This window comes from Arthrobacter pascens, from assembly GCF_030816475.1.
GTDB classification, from domain to species: Bacteria; Actinomycetota; Actinomycetes; order Actinomycetales; family Micrococcaceae; genus Arthrobacter; species Arthrobacter pascens_B.
Genome location: NZ_JAUSXF010000001.1, coordinates 2611948 through 2628726, shown reverse-complemented (window position 1 = coordinate 2628726; position 16779 = coordinate 2611948). Strand labels below are relative to the sequence as shown.

Below are 16779 nucleotides of genomic sequence, written 5' to 3'. Positions count from 1 at the left end.
GCGGTACGGTTCCGCCTACCGGCCGCCTGAGACGGGCAGCACAGCACCCGTAACATATCCCGCCTCGCCGGATATCAGCCACATCACGGCTGCCGCCACCTCGTCCGGCTCTGCCCCGCGTCCCATCGGAATGGTTGGATTCAGCCGCTCCATCCTGTCCGGCATGCCCGCCGCTGCATGCAGTCCCGTGTTGGTGCTGCCCGGAGCCACGCAGTTGACGCGGATGCCCTGGGCTGCAACTTCGGCGGCCAGCCCGACGGTCAGGACGTCGACGGCGCCCTTGGACGCGGCATAATGCGCCCAGGTGCCGGGTGAACCCGCCTTGGTCGCCGTGGAGGAGATGTTGACAATGGAGCCTCCGCTGCCATGCCCGTCGTCGCCGAGCCTGCGGACAGCCTCCTGGCAGACGTAGATCAGGCCTGACACATTGACTTCCATGACCCGCCGCACAGTGTCGGCCGGAACGTCAGCCAGCCTGCCGATCAGGTTCCCGGTGATGCCGGCGTTGTTGACGACGGCGGAAAGCTGCCCCAGCCGGGCCGCGTCGTCGAACATTGCCTTGACTGCTGCGGGATCGCTGACGTCCGCCTGGACGGCGGCGGCCGTCCCGCCGTCGGCAATAATCCCGCGCACCACCGACATGGCACCGTCAGCGTCTGCTGAATAGTTCACGACGACGGCGTACCCGGCCCGTGAGGCGCGGCGGGCAATCGCGGCGCCTATACCGCGGCTGGCACCGGTGACGATCATGACTCCGGATGGGGCCGCTTGGGAAGTAGTCAACTTCTATTTATGCAGCTTGTGCTTGATGGCGATTTCCAGGGCCGCACCGACGATCCCTGCTTCGTTCTTCAGTTCCGCCGGCACGATGGGCGTGCGGAGCTTGAGCCTGGGCAGGTACTCGTCGGCACGCTTCGAGATGCCGCCACCCACGATAAAGAGCTCCGGGGAGAACAGGAATTCGACGTGTGAGAAGTAGCGCTGGAGGAGCACGCTGTACTCCTCCCAGCTCAGGCCGTCACGCTCCCGCGCCACCGCGGATGCCTTGCTTTCGGCGTCAAAGCCGTCGATCTCCAGGTGGCCCAGCTCGGCGTTGGGAACCAGGCGGCCGTCGAAGATGAAGGCGGAACCGATCCCAGTGCCGAGGGTGATCACCAGGACCGTCCCGTCAACGCCCTCACCGGCACCGTAGCGGGCTTCGGCAAGACCTGCAGCATCGGCGTCGTTGATGACCTCGACAGGCCGGCCCAGCCGGGCCGTGAGCAGGCCATCGATGTCAGTCTCCATCCAGCCCTTGTCCACATTGGCCGCCGAGTGGACCACGCCGTGCTGGATGATTCCGGGGAACGTCACACCGACGGGCGAATCCGGCGCCGGAGCCTCGGGACGGGCGGAAAGCTCCGCCACGACCTGCGCCACGACTTCCGCCACGGCCACTGGTGTGGCGGGCTGCGGTGTGGGCACCCGGAACCGTTCGCCCACGAGCTTGCCCTTTTTCAGGTCGACAATGCCGCCCTTGATTCCCGTGCCGCCGATGTCAATGCCGATCAGCGGTGCGTGCTTGTGCGACTTCTCGTCCTTCTTGGCCAATGTTGTTCCGTTCGTGGCAGTGGGCGGGCAGGGCAGGTCGGCCGGGGGCGGCTGACCGGGTTCAGCTGATGGTCAGGGCAGGGTCAGGATTTCGGCGCCGGCGTCGGTCACCAGCAGGGTGTGCTCAAACTGGGCGGTCCGCTTGCGGTCACGGGTGACCACCGTCCAGTCGTCGGACCACATATCCCACTCCACCGTCCCGAGCGTCAGCATGGGCTCGATAGTGAAAACCATGCCTGCTTCGATCACGGTGTTGTAAGCCGGTGCCGCATCGTAGTGCGGGATGATGAGCCCCGTGTGGAAAGCTTCGCCCACCCCATGGCCGGTGAAGTCCCGCACCACACCGTACCCGAAACGCTTGGCGTAGGACTCGATGGCGCGGCCGATCACATTGATTTCCCGGCCGGGCGCCACCGCCTTGATAGCCCTGTTGAGGGATTCCCGGGTGCGTTCCACGAGCAGGCGGGATTGTTCGTCGACGTCGCCCACCAGGAAGGTGTAGTTGGTATCGCCATGCACTCCGTTGATGAAGGCAGTGATGTCGATATTGATGATGTCCCCGTCCTGGACAACTGTGCTGTCGGGGATGCCGTGGCAGATCACTTCATTCAGGGAAGAGCACAGGGATTTGGGGAACCCGCGGTAGCCCAGGGTGGAGGGGTAGGCCTTGTGGTCGAGGAGGAAGTCGTGGCCGACCCTGTCCAGCTGGTCCGTGGTCACGCCCGGCAGGATGTGCTTTCCGACCTCAACGATCGCCTGTGCGGCAATCCTGCTGGCGATCCGGATCTTCTCGATGGTCTCGGCCGATTTGACCTCGGAGCCGGTGAATTTGGCCGGGCCGGGCTTGCCCACGTACTCGGGTCGGGGGATGGATGCCGGAACTGGGAGCTGCGGGCTGACGGTTCCCGGGGTGAGGGTGCCGGTGGGTGCAGTCGAGGCGAGGGAAGGCATAGATTGATCATATAAGGCACTTCAGAAACGAGGGACAACGATGACTGAGTACTGGTACAACGTGAACACCCACGAGGTGGAAGAGGACGCCATGTCGGACTGGAGTCAGCTCATCGGTCCCTATAAGACGCGGGAAGAGGCCGAGCACGCCCTGGAGAAGGTCCGGGCCCGCAACGAGGCCTGGGAAAAGGGCGAGGACGACTAGAGGTAGTCCTGCTCCAGGTCGAGCCGATCCTGGTCGTTCTGGTCTGGGTCGTGCTCTAGAAGGAGTGCTCGGGCCCGGGAAACTGGCCTGACCGGACGTCGTCGGCGTAGGCCTTCGCGGCGTCGCTGAGGGTGGTGCGGAGGTCGGCGTACTGCTTGACGAATTTCGCCATCCGGCCGCCCCGCAGGCCGGCCATGTCCTGCCAGACCAGTACCTGTCCGGTGGTGGCGTTGCCGGCCCCGATGCCGATGGTTGGAACGCTGACGGCCGCGTCCACAGCAGCGGCCGTGTCTGCCGGAACCATTTCCATCAGCACGCAGAACGCCCCTGCCTTTGCCAGTGCGACGGCGTCGTCAATCAGGCGCTGCGCGTCATCGCCGCGCCCCTGAACGCGGTAGCCGCCCAGCGCGTGCTCGCTTTGCGGGGTGAAACCGATATGGGCCATCACCGGGATGCCGGCCTGGACCATGGCACGGACTGTCTCGGCGTAGAACTTGCCACCCTCGATCTTGACCCCGTGGACCAGCCCTTCCTTGAGGAAACGGACGCCGGTTGCAACACCCTGCTCGGCCGATACTTCGTAGCTGCCGAACGGCAGGTCTGCCACGACCAGGGCCCGCTTGGCGGACCGGGCGACAGCCCGGCAGAGCGGAAGGAGCTCATCCACCGTCACCGGCAGGCTGGTGTCGTTGCCGAAGACGTTGTTGGACGCTGAGTCGCCGATCAGCAGCACCTCGATGCCGGCCTGGTCGAAGATCTCCGCGGTGTACTGCTCGTAGGCGGTCAGCATCGCGAAACGGGTGCCGTCCGTCTTGGCCTGCTGGAGGTGGTGGATACGGACTTTGGGCGCCGGCCTGGCGGCCGTTTCCGACGACGGCGACTGCAGCCCCGCAGGTCCGTTGCCGTAGGGTGCGGGTACTTCTGCGGACGCGCGTGAGTCAGAGCTATTGCTTGAGGCCATGGCTAGAGCGTAATGCGGTACCCGGCGTGCGAGCTACCGGCTGCAGGCCCGGACGTCGGTGATTCGCGTCATATTCCAGTGCCCCGCAAGCCCCGTCAGGCCGGCCTTCCGCCGGTGCCGGGCCGTTCTTGAGCCCGGCAACCGTGTAAACGGTGTGTTACGCGGGGTGCCTGCTCCCGCATTGGTGGCAATTGCTTAGTAAAGTGATGGTGAACTGCTGCCGGCTTCCTCCACTGCGGACCGGGGCATGTACGTTGACCCGGAGAAGAGGCCACCATGGACCGCCAACAAGAGTTTGTCCTGCGCACAATTGAAGAGCGCGACGTGCGGTTTGTACGTTTGTGGTTCACCGACGTCGTCGGGTCGCTCAAGTCGGTGGCGCTGGCCCCGGCGGAGGTTGAAGGTGCGTTCGAAGAAGGCCTCGGCTTTGACGGCTCCGCCATTGAAGGACTCGCGCGGGTCTTCGAATCCGACATGCTCGCCCAGCCGGACCCTTCCACCTTCCAGATCCTGCCCTGGCGCGGTGAAACCGAGCAGACGTCGAGGATGTTCTGCGACATCCTGACCCCGGACGGAGAACCGTCAGCGGCTGATCCCCGCAATGTCCTCAAGCGCACGCTGGCGAAGGCCGCGGACATGGGCTTCACCTGCTACACGCATCCTGAAATCGAGTTCTACCTCCTCAAGTCCCAGGAACCCGGGCCTGACGGTTCGCCTGTTCCGGTGGACGAGGGCGGCTATTTTGACCACGTCCCCGGCGGCGTGGCACAGGACTTCCGCCGCACGGCCGTGACCATGCTGGAATCGGTGGGGATTTCGGTGGAGTTCAGCCACCATGAGGCAGGTCCGGGCCAGAACGAGATCGACCTCCGCTACGCGGACGCCCTGCAGACAGCGGACAACATCATGACGTTCCGCACGGTCATCAAGGAAGTCGCCCTGCAGCAGGGTACATACGCCACGTTCATGCCCAAGCCCTTCACGGCCCATCCGGGCTCCGGGATGCACACGCATTTCTCGTTGTTCGAGGGCGACACGAATGCGTTCTATGAGGCAGGCGCTGAGTACCAGCTGTCCAAAACGGCCCGGCAGTTCATCGCCGGCGTCCTCAAGCATGCGCCTGAGTTCACCGCGGTGACCAACCAGTTCGTCAACTCCTACAAGCGCCTCTGGGGCGGCGGGGAGGCCCCGAGCTACCTCAGCTGGGGACACAACAACCGCTCGGCGCTGGTCAGGGTGCCGTTGTACAAGCCGGGCAAGGGGCAGTCGGCGCGTATCGAATACCGGGGCATCGATTCCGCGGCCAACCCCTACCTCGCCTACGCCGTCCTGCTGGGCGCGGGGCTGAAGGGTATCGAGGAGGGCTACGAATTGCCCGCCGCCGCAGAGGATGATGTCTGGTCATTGAGTTCGGCCGAGCGCCGCGCCATGGGCCACGACCCCCTGCCCGCCAGCCTCCACGACGCCATCCGGTCCATGGAGGAGTCAGAACTCCTGCCCCAGATCCTTGGCGAGCAGGTCTTCGAGCACTTCCTGCGCAACAAGCGCGCCGAGTGGCAGGACTACCGGCTCCAGGTGACGCCCTACGAGCTGCAGCGCAACCTGGGCATCCTCTAGGGTGCGGCGATGAGCCTTGCCCGCCGCCTCATCTCGGCCGGCTTCAGCGACCTGGAGAAGGGCGAGCGGTTCCTGGCTGCCCCCGAGCTGGACGGCCTGGACCAGGACAGGCTCTTTGCCGGCCTCCAGATGGCCGCCAACCCCGACACTGCCCTCCAGTCGCTGGTGCGGCTGATTGAAAAACATCCGGACCTGCGAAAGCTGGCAGCGGCGGACCCCGAAACCAGCGAGCCGCTCTATCGGGTGCTGGGAGCGTCGGAGGCCTTGGGGGAGTTCCTCATCCGGCATCCGGAGCACCTGGACGCCTTTGAGGTCACAGCAAGCCCTGAACCCCTCCAGGCCGATCCGGAAGAGCTCCGCGCCGCCCTCCTGAAGTCCGTCCGGGCCGACCCGCGGTCTGCCCGGCCTGTTGCCGGAATCTCTGGAACCGAGGCCTACGCAGGGCTACGGACGGCATACCGGCGGGGAGTGGTGGATCTCGCCGTCAAGGACCTGTGCGCCGCCGACCCGCTGGACTTCATGCCCGCAGTCGGGGCCGAACTCGCAGACCTTGCCGGCGCCGCCATCGAAGCTGCGCTGGCGGTGTCCCGCGCTGAGGCCGCCGAGACTTTTGGCGCCGAGGACGTGGCAGACGTGGGACTTGCCGTCATCGGCATGGGAAAATGCGGGGCGCGGGAGCTGAACTATATTTCCGACGTCGACGTCATTTACGTCATCGAGTCCGGTGAGTTGGACGACGCACGGGCCAGCACCATTGGGACGGCGCTGGCCACGGGGATCTCGCGGGCCATTTCATCCATTGCGAGGGAGCCCGGTCTGTGGGAAGTCGACGCCAACCTGCGGCCCGAAGGCAAATCAGGCCCGCTGGTGCGTACCCTGCCCTCGCACGAAATGTACTATGCACGTTGGGCCGAGAGCTGGGAGTTCCAGGCACTCCTGAAGGCACGAACCATCGCCGGGGATCTTGCCCTGGGCCAGCGCTACGAGAAGGCGGTGGCACCGCTGATCTGGAGCTCCGCCGGCAGGGACGGTTTTGTTGAGTCGGTCCAGGCCATGCGGCGGAGGGTGACCGAGCACATCCCGGCGGCGGAGGAGCAACGGCAGATCAAACTCGGCCGCGGCGGCCTCCGCGATGTGGAATTCACCGTCCAGCTGCTCCAGTTGGTCCACGGGAAATCCGACGAAGCCCTCCGTTGCCGGGACACTACGTCAGCCATTGCGGCTTTGTCGGCGGGTGGCTACATCGGCCGGTCCGACGCCGCCGGATTCGACCATGCCTACCGCTACCTGAGGCTGCTGGAGCACCGGATCCAGCTGTTCCAGCTTCGACGGACGCACCTGATGCCTGTCAGCGAGGCAGCGCTGCGCTCCCTGGCCAAGGCCGTCCTCGGACCGTTCTCCAGCGAGCGGCCACCTGCTGACGCCCTCCTGGCCGACTGGCGGAGGACCAAGCGTTCCGTCCGCGAGCTGCATGAGCGCATCTTCTACCGTCCCCTGCTCAACACTGCGGCCAAGCTCAGCAGCGAGGATGCACGCCTCACACCCGAGGCCGCCCAGGGCCGCCTCGCAGCGCTGGGCTACCGCGATCCGCAGGGCGCGATGCGCCATATTGAGGCCCTCACTGCCGGTGTCAGCCGGCGGGCAGCCCTGCAGCGCCAGCTGTTGCCCATCCTGCTGGACTGGCTCGCCGAAGGCGTAGATCCCGACGCCGGACTGCTGGCCTTCCGCCGGGTCAGCGAGACCCTGGGCACCACGCACTGGTATCTCGGCATGCTCAGGGATTCCAAGGCGGCGGCCGAGCGGCTGTGCCATGTCCTCTCCAACTCACGGCTGATAGCTGACCTGTTGGAGGTTTCACCGGAATCGGTGAAGTGGCTCGGACATGACAGGGATCTCGCGCCGCTGAGCCTCGAGGCACAGTGGCAGGAGATCACCTCCAAGATGTCCCGGCACGCCGATCCGGAGAGCGCCATGCGGCTGATCCGGCTGATCCGCCGGCGGGAGATCCTCAGGGTCGCCATCGCCGATTCGGCAGGACTGCTGGGGCAGGACCAGGTGGGGGCTGCGCTTGCCGACAACGACCAGGCCGCCGTGCTCGGCGCCCTGCGCGTGGCCGAGGGCATCGTCTCCGCGAGGGGACCGCTCAAGACGGCTGTGCTGGTGGTGGCGATGGGGCGCCAGGGCGGCAGGGAGATCGGCTACGGCTCGGACGCTGACGTGATGTACGTCCATCGTGCACTGCCCGGCTTTACTGAAGAGGAAGCCAAGGAACAGGCTGCCCGGATTGTGGCCAAAGTCTCCAGCCTGCTCACCCAGCCGCTCAAGCCGGCGATCCAGGCGGAGCGGGTCCTCCAGATGGATGCCGACCTGCGCCCGGAAGGCAAAAGCGGAGCCATGGTCCGCTCACTCGATTCCTTCGCGGAGTACTACCGCCGATGGTCCCTCATCTGGGAAGCGCAGGCACTGTTGCGGGCACGTCCGATGGCCGGAGACGACCGGCTTGCCCATGACTTCCTCGAGCTCATCAACCCCATCAGGTACCCGGAATCCATTTCGGACCAGGACGTGCGTGAAATCCGGAGGGTCAAGGCAAGGGTTGAAGCGGAACGGCTGCCCCGCGGCGCAGATCCCGCCCGGCACCTGAAGCTGGGACGCGGGGGACTGAGCGACGTCGAATGGCTGGTACAGCTCCTCCAGCTCCAACACGCAGGCAAACACGCCGAATTGAGGACCACCTCCACGGTGGAGGCGCTTGAGGCGGCAGCCTCGCTGAACCTTCTCGCCGGCGACGACGCCCGGCTCCTGGCGGAAGCGTGGCGGCTTGCCAGCAGGATCAGGTCAGCCAATGTCATTTGGAGCGGCAGGGCTTCGGACCTGTTGCCCTCCTCCAGGCGGGACCTGGAGGCCGTTGCCCGCTGGTGCGGCTACGAACCTGGCGGTGCGGCCGCTCTGGAAGAGGATTACCTCCGTCTCAGCAGGCGTGCCCGGGCCGTCTTTGAGAAGAGGTTCTACGGTCACTAGCTCCCGGCTGGGAATGCGCGGGGGCGGCTGACAGCTGCCGCGGGCCGGTGCTACGTTGGGCCCATGGCTACGCAAATCTACCTGAACCTGCCCGTTAAGGACCTCAAGCGGTCCGTGGACTTTTTCACCGCGCTCGGATTCTCCTTCAATCCGGATTTCACTGACGAGAACGCCACCTGCATGATCATTAACGACAACGCCTTCGTCATGCTCCTCGTCGAGGGCTTCTTCAAGACCTTCACATCCAAGGACGTGGCAGATGCCACCGGCTCGACCGAGGCCATCATGGCTTTCTCGGTTGACAGCCGGGAAGCCGTGGATGAGACGGTCCGGAAGGCCCTGGCCGCCGGCGGAACGCCCTCCCAGGAAGTCCAGGACTACGGCTTCATGTACAACCACAGCTTCCAGGACCCTGATGGCCATCTGTGGGAGGTCATGTGGATGGATCCCGCAGGGCCGCCGGCTGACGGAGCAGCTCCGGCCGGCTCCGAACCATCCGCCAGCTGAACCGGGTGGACACGTCCGTCTGGCTGATTCCGCTGGACGACCTTGAACCTGATGCCTGTGCCATCCAGCTCGGCGCTGTTGCCTGCCTGGAACTCGCCCCGGGCCAGGACGACTTTGTGGGCGATCCGTTGCGCATGGCGCTGGCCGGCCTGGCGGAGCAGGCGCGGCGCCCGTATGTCATCGAGGCCGGCGGGCAAGCGGTGGGCGTGCTCACGCTCCAATCCGGTGCAGCGCGCCTGGCAGGGTGGACTGACGACGACTCGGCGTGGCTGCTGCGAGGCTTCCTGATCGACCGGCGGCAGCAGGGCAAGGGGCTGGGCTCCCTGGCCGCGGCAGCTGCCGTGGAGGCCGCCGCAAAGCTGAGCGTCCGCCGCGGAACCCCCGAGGCCGGCGTCGTTCTTTCCGTGAACGAGCGTAACCCCGCCGGCCTCGCCGCCTACCACCGTGCCGGGTTTGTCGATTACGGGGCATACCTCGGCGGCAGTTCGGGCCCGCAGCGGACCATGTTCCGCCGTTTTTTGCCCGTGAATTCCCGCAAGGGCATTGCCTAGCGCTCCACATTGTTCGATCATGTGGATTGGCAGTGTTCTTCAAACCTTGTTGGGGGGAAGGCTTGAAACAGTCTTCGTCTCGGGGAGCACCTGTCAGGGGGCTGGCTCCCGGTCTCAGCACGTCTGGAGTCAGCCTCCACCTGCGCCCCAAAGCCAGCCGAGACAAAAAAGAGTCCGGAGGGACCGCCATGATGGCAGCCTCTCCGGACTCTTTGTCGGGCTAAAACCAGTTCAGCCCGGGGATGGCGCTAGACGCCGTAGTAGAGCTCGAACTCGTAAGGGTTCGGGCGCAGCGACAGCGGACGGATCTCGTTCTCGTACTTGTACTCGATCCAGGTGTCGATCAGGTCCTGCGTGAAGACGCCGCCGGCCTGCAGGAACTCGTTGTCCTCTTCCAGTGCGGTCAGCGCTTCCTCGAGGCTGCCCGGAGCCTTGGGGATGTCCTTGGCTTCCTCGGCGGGGAGCTCGTAGAGGTCCTTGTCGATCGGAGCCGGGGGTTCGATGCGGTTGCGGATGCCGTCGATGCCGGCCATCAGCTGGGCAGCGAACGCCAGGTACGGGTTGGAGGAGGGGTCCGGAGCGCGGAACTCGATGCGCTTGGCCTTCGGGTTGGTGCCCGTGATGGGGATGCGGATACCGGCGGAGCGGTTGCCCTGCGAGTAGACCATGTTGACCGGAGCTTCGAAGCCCTTGACCAGGCGGCGGTAGGAGTTCACCGTCGGGTTGGTGAAGGCCAGCACTGCGGAGGCGTGCTTCAGCAGCCCGCCGATGTACCAGCGGGCGGTGTCGGACAGGCCGGCATAACCCTTTTCGTCGTAGAACAGGGGCTCGCCGCCGTTCCACAGCGACTGGTGGCAGTGCATGCCGGAGCCGTTGTCAGCGAAGATGGGCTTCGGCATGAAGGTCACGGACTTGCCCCAGGCATCGGCCGTGTTCTTGACGACGTACTTGAACTTCTGCAGGTCGTCGGCCGCGTGGGTCAGCGTGGTGAACTTGTAGTTGATTTCAGCCTGACCGGCGGAGCCTACCTCGTGGTGGCTGCGCTCGACCTCCAAGCCGGCCAAGTCCAGGGCGACACACATGGCGTCACGCAGGTCGGCCTGCTTGTCAGTGGGGGAAACCGGGAAGTAACCGCCCTTGACGGGGGTCTTGTAGCCGAGGTTTCCGCCTTCTTCTTCACGGCCGGTGTTCCAGTGCGCTTCTTCGGAGTCGATCTTGTAGAAGCTGCCCTGCGGGGAGGACTGGTACTGGACGTTGTCGAAGACGAAGAATTCTGCTTCAGGAGCGAAGAACGCGGTGTCTGCGATGCCGGTCGAAGCCAGGTAGGCCTCAGCCTTTTCGGCAACGCCGCGCGGGTCGCGGTGGTAGGGGTCCCCGGTGCGGGGATTCACGATGGAGAAGTTCAGCGCAAGGGTCTTCTCCATGCGGAAGGTGTCCAGGAATGCGGTGGTGACGTCCGGGATTAGCTGCATGTCAGATTCGGCGATGCCCTGGAAGCCGCGGATGGAGGACCCGTCGAAAAGCTGGCCGTTGACGAAGAAGTCCGCGTCAACGCTCTTGGCGGGCACGTTGAAGTGCTGCTGGACGCCCGGAAGGTCGGTGAAGCGGATATCGACGAATTTAATATCTTCGTCCTTGATGAACTTGAGGACTTCGTCCGCAGTCGTGAACATCTATGCTCCTTACGCATATGTAAATATCTGGCTGGAAGCCATCTGATCCAGCGCAATCGGAAAAGCAGGGAAACGCAGCGTTTCCCTGCTTTGAAGGATTGCTTGAAACTGCTACCACCCTATGGATCCGGCATTTCCCGTCCGTGTCCACATTGTTTCGGGGAGGTTACAGAAAGCCCTGATATGCAACGCTATCGAAAGTCCAGATGGTGGTCTAACGGGTTCCACAGTGTGAACCTCCGTGAGTCGCTAAGCTTGGACGGTGGTAGACCGTAAAGACATTGGCTCCTGGCTCACCGGACCTGATACTTCAGGCATTTCCAAATACCCGGGAGAGCGGTTGGGGCTGCCCGAGTCCGGCCCGGGCTCGATCGCCAGGGCGGGACGCCGCCTCATCGCGATCATTATCGACTGGGGCATTGCCCTGCTGATCAGCAACTTCGCGTTCGCCGGTGACTCCTGGGCCACGTTGGGCATCTTCGCGGCGGAACAGATCCTGCTGGTGGGAACCCTTGGCTACAGCATCGGTCACAGGGTAGCGGGCATCCACGTTGTCCGGCTGGGCGGCGGCGCTCCGGGTCCGCTGGCCGGCCTGGTGAGGGCACTGCTGCTGTGCCTCGTGGTTCCCGCGGTGATCTTCGATCCGGACCACCGCGGCCTGCATGACAAGGCGATGAATACCGTCCTCGTCAGGATGTAGCCGTACCCGCCCATGACGGCTCCAGTGGCTCCCGCCGTCGTCGGAACGCTCCACGCTGTCCGAAGGCTCCCCGGTGGCGGAGTCCTACACTCCGGCGGCCTCGCGGGCCCGGGCCGGGCTTTGTCCTGCTTCCTGGAGGTGTCCGCGCTTGCCGGCCCAGCGTTCAAATGCCAGCGTCGCGAACGGGAACACCGCCGACAGGCCCGCAAACAGCGCCACGGCCAAGGGCCAGCGCTGAAGCCTCCACAAAGCCATAGCAGCGATCCCGTAGCCGATGAACAGTGCCCCATGGATGGGCCCGGCGATCTGCACCCCGAGCTCGCCCGTTCCTGCGATCCACTTGAAGTACATGCCGGTCAGCAGCGCGGCCCAGCTGAAGGCCTCGGCAATGGCGAGCATGCGGAACGCACGGATCACGGCTGTCTTAAGAGGGATCTTCACGTTATGCTCTCCGATCTGAAACCTGCTGGCAGGGCGGATTGTGCCCAAACGAAAACGCCCCGGTGGCCGGCCGTGGCCGGAACCGGGGCGGTTCCAATGTTTCTAGCGTCCGCGGTTTGGACGTGCTTTGTAGGGGTCGATGCCCTTGGGGATGGGGAGGCGGGTGCCGAGTGAGGAGATCCGCTTGGATACAGCGCTCACTTCCATTTTGGTGAGTTCATTCTTCAGCTTGCCCATCTTCTTCGCCACCTGGCTGATGGGGACCTGGCCCTCGCCACGGCCGCTTTCGATCACATGAATAGTGACGTTGGGGAGGATCCGGGCGAGCCGCTTGCGTTCGGCATCAACCAGGGGCCTGACCCGGTGGCTGGGACCTTCGCTGACCAGCACGACGCCCGGGCGGCCAATGGCTCGGAATACAGCGTCCTGGGTGCGGGGATTTACCGCCACGGGCTGATCCTCGGTGATCCATCCGCGCTTAAGTGTGCCCAGGGCAGCTCCCGAGGCGCCTGGCTGGTTCTCGATCTGGGCGAAGGCGGCGCGTTCAGCCCGCCGGGAAAGGATCAGGGTGGCGCCGAGCAGGCCCAGCGGGATGCCGATGATCAGGCCGGTGACCCAGTTTTCGAGCCAGAACCCCACCAGGAAGCTGACAGCCACCACGCCCAGGAACACCAGCAGCATCAGCCACGGAACCATGGGATCGTGCCGGCGGGTCATGTTGAAGACCTCGCCGATCTGCTTCAGCCTGCTGGGCTTTTTGGCCTTTGCTTCTTTCGGCTTCCGCGAGAAGAGGCCACGCTTCGGGGCGTCAGTGGGCGCGGAAGCATTGTTGCTGGAATCAGGGGATTTCGCCATAGTGCCTTAATTCTACGTGACTAATGCCTGCGGGCCGGACGCCGGCGGTGGTCCTCCGCCGGCCCCCGGGCACAATAATTGCCTGGTCAGGAATGCGCAGCGAGCAGCGAACTGGCTTCCTGGCGGGTGCTGCCCGAACTCTCGATGTGGGCAAGCTCGGCGGGAATTTCCCAGCCCTTTTTCCGCATTGCGGTGGCCCAGAGGCGGCCCGCGCGGTATGAGGAACGAACCAGCGGCCCGCTCATGACGCCCAGGAAGCCGATATCGTCCGCTTCCTGCTGCAGGTCCACGAACTCCTGCGGCTTGACCCAGCGGTCCACCGGCAGGTGCCGTTCTGAGGGGCGGAGGTACTGGGTGATGGTGATCAGGTCGCAGCCGGCCTCGTGCAGGTCACGCAGCGCTTCGGAGATTTCCTCGCGGGTTTCACCCATGCCCAGGATCAGGTTGGACTTGGTGACCATGCCCAGGTTCCGTCCCTGGGTGATGACATCGAGCGAGCGGTCGTAGCGGAAGGCCGGACGGATGCGCTTGAAAATCCTTGGCACGGTCTCCACGTTGTGGGCGAACACCTCCGGCTTGGAGTCGCAGATCGCCTCGATGTGTTCCGGTTTCCCGGAGAAGTCCGGAATCAGGAGTTCGACGCCGGTACCCGGGTTCAGTTCATGGATCTTGCGGACCGTTTCGGCGTAGAGCCAGACGCCCTCATCGGCCAGGTCGTCACGGGCGACGCCGGTCACGGTGGCGTAGCGCAGCTGCATGGCCTGGACGGAGCGGGCAACCTTGGTCGGTTCGAACATGTCCACCGGTGAGGGTTTCCCGGTATCGATCTGGCAGAAGTCGCAACGCCTGGTGCATTCGGAGCCGCCGATCAGGAAGGTCGCTTCCTTGTCCTCCCAGCATTCGAAGATGTTGGGGCAGCCTGCCTCCTCACACACGGTGTGGAGGCCTTCCTTCTTGACCAGGTTCTTGAGCTGGACGAATTCGGGACCCATCTGGACCTTGGCCTTGATCCAGTCCGGTTTACGCTCCACCGGTGTGGCCGCATTGCGCTGTTCGATGCGCAGCATCTTCCGGCCTTCTGGTGCCAGTGTCACAGTAGAGCTCCTTCGGGGCTTGAAACCAGTGCTTCTTCGTGCTTGCGGAATTCTTCTATGACCCGGTCGGCGATATCGCCCGGGGCGATGTTTCGTCCCGCTTCGATCGACATCGTGGTGATACCGGCGTCGGTGATGCCACAGGCGATGATTTGGGCGTAGGGCGCCAGATCATTGTTGCAGTTGATCGCGATCCCGTGCATTGTGACCCCGTCCAGGACACGGATGCCGATCGCACCGATCTTCCGGTCAGGGCCTTTGCTGTCCGCCTTGATCCACACTCCGGCGCGTCCTTTGACGCGCTCCGCGGGGATGCCGTAATCGGCCATCACGGCGATCATGATGGCTTCGAGCCGTTCGACGTAGTCGCGGATGCCCGACCGGTTTTTCAGCTTGAGGATCGGATAGGCGATCAGCTGGCCGGGACCGTGCCACGTCAGCTTGCCGCCGCGGTCCACTGGCACGACGGGTGTGCCGTCCAGGGGTCGCTCGTGCTCTTCTGTGAGCTTGCCGGCCGTAAAGACAGCAGCGTGTTCAAGGATCAGGACTGTGCTGGGCGCCTCGGCTGCGACGACTTTGCCATGGAGTTCGCGCTGGGTGTCCCAGCCCTTCATGTAATCAACGAAATCCGGGGCAAGACCCAGCGTGGAAAACTCAAGAGTCATGCGATCCAGCTTAGACCCCGGCCGCCGTTGGTTCCGATTAAGTGTCTAACCTCTCACCCGCTTCCTTTCCCCGGTGACCGGGATGCGGAGCTGCCTGTGGATAACTTCTGCAGCGCCGTCAGGATTCCGCTAGACATGTCCCATGGATGATTTGACGATCCCTCAGTTGTCCGGCTACACGGTTGTCCGCTGCCTGGGCCGCGGCGGGAGTTCCACTGTCTGGCTTGTCACGGAAGAGAGGACCGGACGCAAATTTGCCCTGAAATGCCTCCGGACGCGGCCCGGGAAGGAGGGCGGCCCTGGGGATGGCTCCGGAGCGGAGGCGCTCCGGAGGGAAATCAGGATTCTGTCTGCCCTCGATCACCCGCACCTCATCAGGGCACACGACGCCGTACGCGTGGCCGGCGGCGCAGGTGCGCCGGACAGCCCGGACGGTGCAGGCACTACAAGTTCAGCCGTTACGGCTGAGGGGCTGGGCCTGTTGGTGGAGTATGCGTCCGGGGGCTCCCTGGGCCAGTTGGTGGCCAGCCGCGGCAGGCTGAGCATCGGGGAGACAGTCACGGTGCTGACCCCCATCGCCCAGGTGCTCGGTTATCTGCACGGCCAGGGTGTCACACACTCCGATGTCTCGCCGGGCAACGTGCTTTTCACCGGCCACGGCAAGCCCGTGCTGGCCGACGTCGGCATTTCAAGGTTGGTAGGGGACGCGCTGGCAGTCCCCGACGACGGCACGGCCGGGTTCGTGGATCCCTCGCCCGTGGACACGGTGCGGGCCGGGCTGCAGCCCGAGCGCGACGTGTATGCGGTGGCGGCACTGGGCTGGTACTGCCTGACGGGGGAACCACCCGGGCGGACGCTGGACAGGCCGCCGCTGCCCCTCCTCCGGCCGGAGGTCCCGGGTGACCTCGCCGCAGCACTGGAGGCCGGCCTCAACGAGGACCGGAGGCTCCGGCCCACCGCCGTCGAACTGGCGGCGGCGGTCTACCGCAGCGCCCCACCGCTCCCCGTTGACCTGGCGGGATCTGTCCACCCGACTGTCATTCCCGAACTGCTGACCCGGCGGCGGCCTCCGGAACGTTCCGGCGGCGCTGTCCGGGGGAGCCTGGGAGCGTGGAGGCGTCGGATTTCAACGTCACGATGGTCAGGCCTTCTTCGTGCACCCCAGGTCATGCCCTTTCCCCTCGCCCCCTTCCCCGTCGATGGCTTTCCCCTCGATCCCTACCCCGTCGATCGCAAGACGCAGGCCCTGCCGGAACCTGGTGAAAGGACGGGAGCTCCCCGCGTTCAGGGAAAGCATGCCGGAAGGGCGCCTCGTGCGACCGAACCGCGCAGGGGCGGGGGCCGTGGACGGGGAACCGCCGGGCTGGCGGCAGGAGCCGTTACTGTCATTGCCGTTTCCACCTGGGCCGCCGGTGCCTTTGGCCCCGCCGGACCATGGCCCGCCACCTCCTGGGAAGGCAGAGGCGGACAGGAACAGGCGCGTGCTGCGGCGGACGCCGGGACGGACTCAGGGCCGGATCCCGGAATCCCGGACCAGGTGAATGCCCGGATTGCGTCAGGGGATCCCGCCGAAGCGGTGCAGGGCCTGGCTTGGATCCGCTCGTATGCCTTCAGCTCGGGCCGGACCGCGCTCCTGGACCAGGTAAATGCCCCCGGTTCCCCGGCTGCCGCCGCCGATGAACGGATCGCCGCCCGGCTCCGGGAATCCGGCCATGTCCTGGCCGGATTCACCAGTACGCTTTCCAACGTGGTGGTCAGGCCGGAAAGCCCGCCCGGCGGGGCCGTTGTGGCCGTCACCTCGGCAACATCGTCCTATCAGGAACTGGATCAGGCGGGGAACGTTGTCGCTTCGGGTCCGCCAGGAGAAGGGCAGGAGCTCCGGCTGGTGCTGGTCCGGCACGACGGTCGATGGCGCATCACGGAGATTCTCGCGGGCCGGTGAGCCAGC

At 65.1% G+C, this 16779-nt stretch carries 16 protein-coding genes; 7 read left to right on the top strand and 9 right to left on the bottom strand.

Annotation, left to right across the window (positions count from 1 at the left end; translation table 11 throughout):
- Nucleotides 1-15: 15 nt before the first annotated feature.
- The 3 genes from QFZ40_RS12070 to map all read right to left on the bottom strand — a co-directional run bounded on the left by QFZ40_RS12070 (nt 16) and on the right by map (nt 2541).
- On the bottom strand, nt 16-783 hold the full coding sequence (locus tag QFZ40_RS12070; protein ID WP_306904610.1) for an SDR family oxidoreductase: 768 nt from the start codon (nt 781-783) through the stop codon (nt 16-18).
- A 3-nt stretch (nt 784-786) separates the two neighbouring features.
- The gene (gene ppgK / locus QFZ40_RS12065; protein WP_306904609.1) at nt 787-1590 is read right to left on the bottom strand and encodes a polyphosphate--glucose phosphotransferase; all 804 of its coding nucleotides are present in this window, start codon (nt 1588-1590) and stop codon (nt 787-789) included.
- A gap of 72 nt (nt 1591-1662) precedes the next feature.
- Nucleotides 1663-2541, bottom strand: a complete 879-nt coding sequence (map, locus tag QFZ40_RS12060) for a type I methionyl aminopeptidase (protein WP_306904608.1) — start codon at nt 2539-2541, stop codon at nt 1663-1665.
- A 40-nt stretch (nt 2542-2581) separates the two neighbouring features.
- Here map and QFZ40_RS12055 point away from each other — a divergent pair, with 40 nt between their 5' ends.
- On the top strand, nt 2582-2746 hold the full coding sequence (locus QFZ40_RS12055) for an SPOR domain-containing protein (RefSeq protein WP_306904607.1): 165 nt from the start codon (nt 2582-2584) through the stop codon (nt 2744-2746).
- A 55-nt stretch (nt 2747-2801) separates the two neighbouring features.
- Here QFZ40_RS12055 and panB read toward each other — a convergent pair whose 3' ends face one another.
- Nucleotides 2802-3707, bottom strand: coding sequence for a 3-methyl-2-oxobutanoate hydroxymethyltransferase (panB, locus tag QFZ40_RS12050; RefSeq protein ID WP_306904606.1), 906 nt, complete (start codon nt 3705-3707; stop codon nt 2802-2804).
- A gap of 276 nt (nt 3708-3983) precedes the next feature.
- Here panB and glnA (QFZ40_RS12045) point away from each other — a divergent pair, with 276 nt between their 5' ends.
- The 4 genes from glnA (QFZ40_RS12045) (at nt 3984) to QFZ40_RS12030 (ending at nt 9403) form a co-directional block, all read left to right on the top strand.
- Entirely contained in the window at nt 3984-5324 is a 1341-nt protein-coding gene (glnA, locus tag QFZ40_RS12045; RefSeq protein ID WP_306904605.1) for a type I glutamate--ammonia ligase, read from the top strand.
- Between the two features lie 9 nt (nt 5325-5333).
- On the top strand, nt 5334-8345 hold the full coding sequence (locus tag QFZ40_RS12040) for a bifunctional [glutamine synthetase] adenylyltransferase/[glutamine synthetase]-adenylyl-L-tyrosine phosphorylase (protein ID WP_306904604.1): 3012 nt from the start codon (nt 5334-5336) through the stop codon (nt 8343-8345).
- 63 nt (nt 8346-8408) lie between these two features.
- On the top strand, nt 8409-8852 hold the full coding sequence (locus QFZ40_RS12035; protein ID WP_306904603.1) for a VOC family protein: 444 nt from the start codon (nt 8409-8411) through the stop codon (nt 8850-8852).
- Nucleotides 8853-8857: 5 nt separating this feature from the next.
- Nucleotides 8858-9403, top strand: a complete 546-nt coding sequence (locus QFZ40_RS12030; RefSeq protein ID WP_306904602.1) for a GNAT family N-acetyltransferase — start codon at nt 8858-8860, stop codon at nt 9401-9403.
- A 248-nt stretch (nt 9404-9651) separates the two neighbouring features.
- On the opposite strand, the gene glnA (QFZ40_RS12025) is transcribed toward QFZ40_RS12030, so the two are convergent.
- On the bottom strand, nt 9652-11076 hold the full coding sequence (gene glnA / locus QFZ40_RS12025) for a type I glutamate--ammonia ligase (RefSeq protein WP_306904601.1): 1425 nt from the start codon (nt 11074-11076) through the stop codon (nt 9652-9654).
- 262 nt (nt 11077-11338) lie between these two features.
- Here glnA (QFZ40_RS12025) and QFZ40_RS12020 point away from each other — a divergent pair, with 262 nt between their 5' ends.
- Nucleotides 11339-11776: an RDD family protein gene (locus QFZ40_RS12020; protein WP_306904600.1), complete on the top strand. Its 438-nt coding sequence runs from the start codon at nt 11339-11341 to the stop codon at nt 11774-11776.
- A gap of 84 nt (nt 11777-11860) precedes the next feature.
- On the opposite strand, the gene QFZ40_RS12015 is transcribed toward QFZ40_RS12020, so the two are convergent.
- From QFZ40_RS12015 to lipB, 4 genes are all read right to left on the bottom strand, one after another.
- Complete coding sequence (locus QFZ40_RS12015) at nt 11861-12211, bottom strand: DUF3817 domain-containing protein (RefSeq protein WP_306906908.1); 351 nt, start codon at nt 12209-12211, stop codon at nt 11861-11863.
- A 108-nt stretch (nt 12212-12319) separates the two neighbouring features.
- Nucleotides 12320-13072 (bottom strand): DUF4191 domain-containing protein, encoded by a 753-nt coding sequence (locus tag QFZ40_RS12010; protein WP_306904599.1) that lies wholly within the window; start codon nt 13070-13072, stop codon nt 12320-12322.
- Nucleotides 13073-13158: 86 nt separating this feature from the next.
- Nucleotides 13159-14166 (bottom strand): lipoyl synthase, encoded by a 1008-nt coding sequence (gene lipA / locus QFZ40_RS12005; protein WP_306904598.1) that lies wholly within the window; start codon nt 14164-14166, stop codon nt 13159-13161.
- Nucleotides 14163-14831 carry a lipoyl(octanoyl) transferase LipB gene (gene lipB / locus QFZ40_RS12000; RefSeq protein ID WP_306904597.1) on the bottom strand — a complete coding sequence of 223 codons (669 nt, stop codon included), beginning with the start codon at nt 14829-14831 and terminating at the stop codon, nt 14163-14165. Before lipB ends, lipA begins: the two co-directional genes overlap by 4 nt.
- A 142-nt stretch (nt 14832-14973) precedes the next feature.
- Between lipB and QFZ40_RS11995 the strand changes: the two genes are divergently transcribed.
- A complete protein-coding gene (locus QFZ40_RS11995) occupies nt 14974-16773 on the top strand; it encodes a serine/threonine protein kinase (RefSeq protein WP_306904596.1) in 1800 nt (599 codons plus the stop codon).
- Nucleotides 16774-16779: the final 6 nt, after the last annotated feature.

Bases quoted from the DNA above. Each gene is read 5' to 3' on its own strand.
- map (WP_306904608.1), bottom strand. From the start codon at position 2,541: ATGCCTTCCCTCGCCTCGACTGCACCCACCGGCACCCTCACCCCGGGA.
- glnA (WP_306904605.1), top strand. From the start codon at position 3,984: ATGGACCGCCAACAAGAGTTTGTCCTGCGCACAATTGAAGAGCGCGAC.
- glnA (WP_306904601.1), bottom strand. From the start codon at position 11,076: ATGTTCACGACTGCGGACGAAGTCCTCAAGTTCATCAAGGACGAAGAT.
- QFZ40_RS12055 (WP_306904607.1), top strand. From the start codon at position 2,582: ATGACTGAGTACTGGTACAACGTGAACACCCACGAGGTGGAAGAGGAC.
- QFZ40_RS12035 (WP_306904603.1), top strand. From the start codon at position 8,409: ATGGCTACGCAAATCTACCTGAACCTGCCCGTTAAGGACCTCAAGCGG.
- QFZ40_RS12040 (WP_306904604.1), top strand. From the start codon at position 5,334: ATGAGCCTTGCCCGCCGCCTCATCTCGGCCGGCTTCAGCGACCTGGAG.
- QFZ40_RS11995 (WP_306904596.1), top strand. From the start codon at position 14,974: ATGGATGATTTGACGATCCCTCAGTTGTCCGGCTACACGGTTGTCCGC.
- lipB (WP_306904597.1), bottom strand. From the start codon at position 14,831: ATGACTCTTGAGTTTTCCACGCTGGGTCTTGCCCCGGATTTCGTTGAT.
- panB (WP_306904606.1), bottom strand. From the start codon at position 3,707: ATGGCCTCAAGCAATAGCTCTGACTCACGCGCGTCCGCAGAAGTACCC.
- QFZ40_RS12010 (WP_306904599.1), bottom strand. From the start codon at position 13,072: ATGGCGAAATCCCCTGATTCCAGCAACAATGCTTCCGCGCCCACTGAC.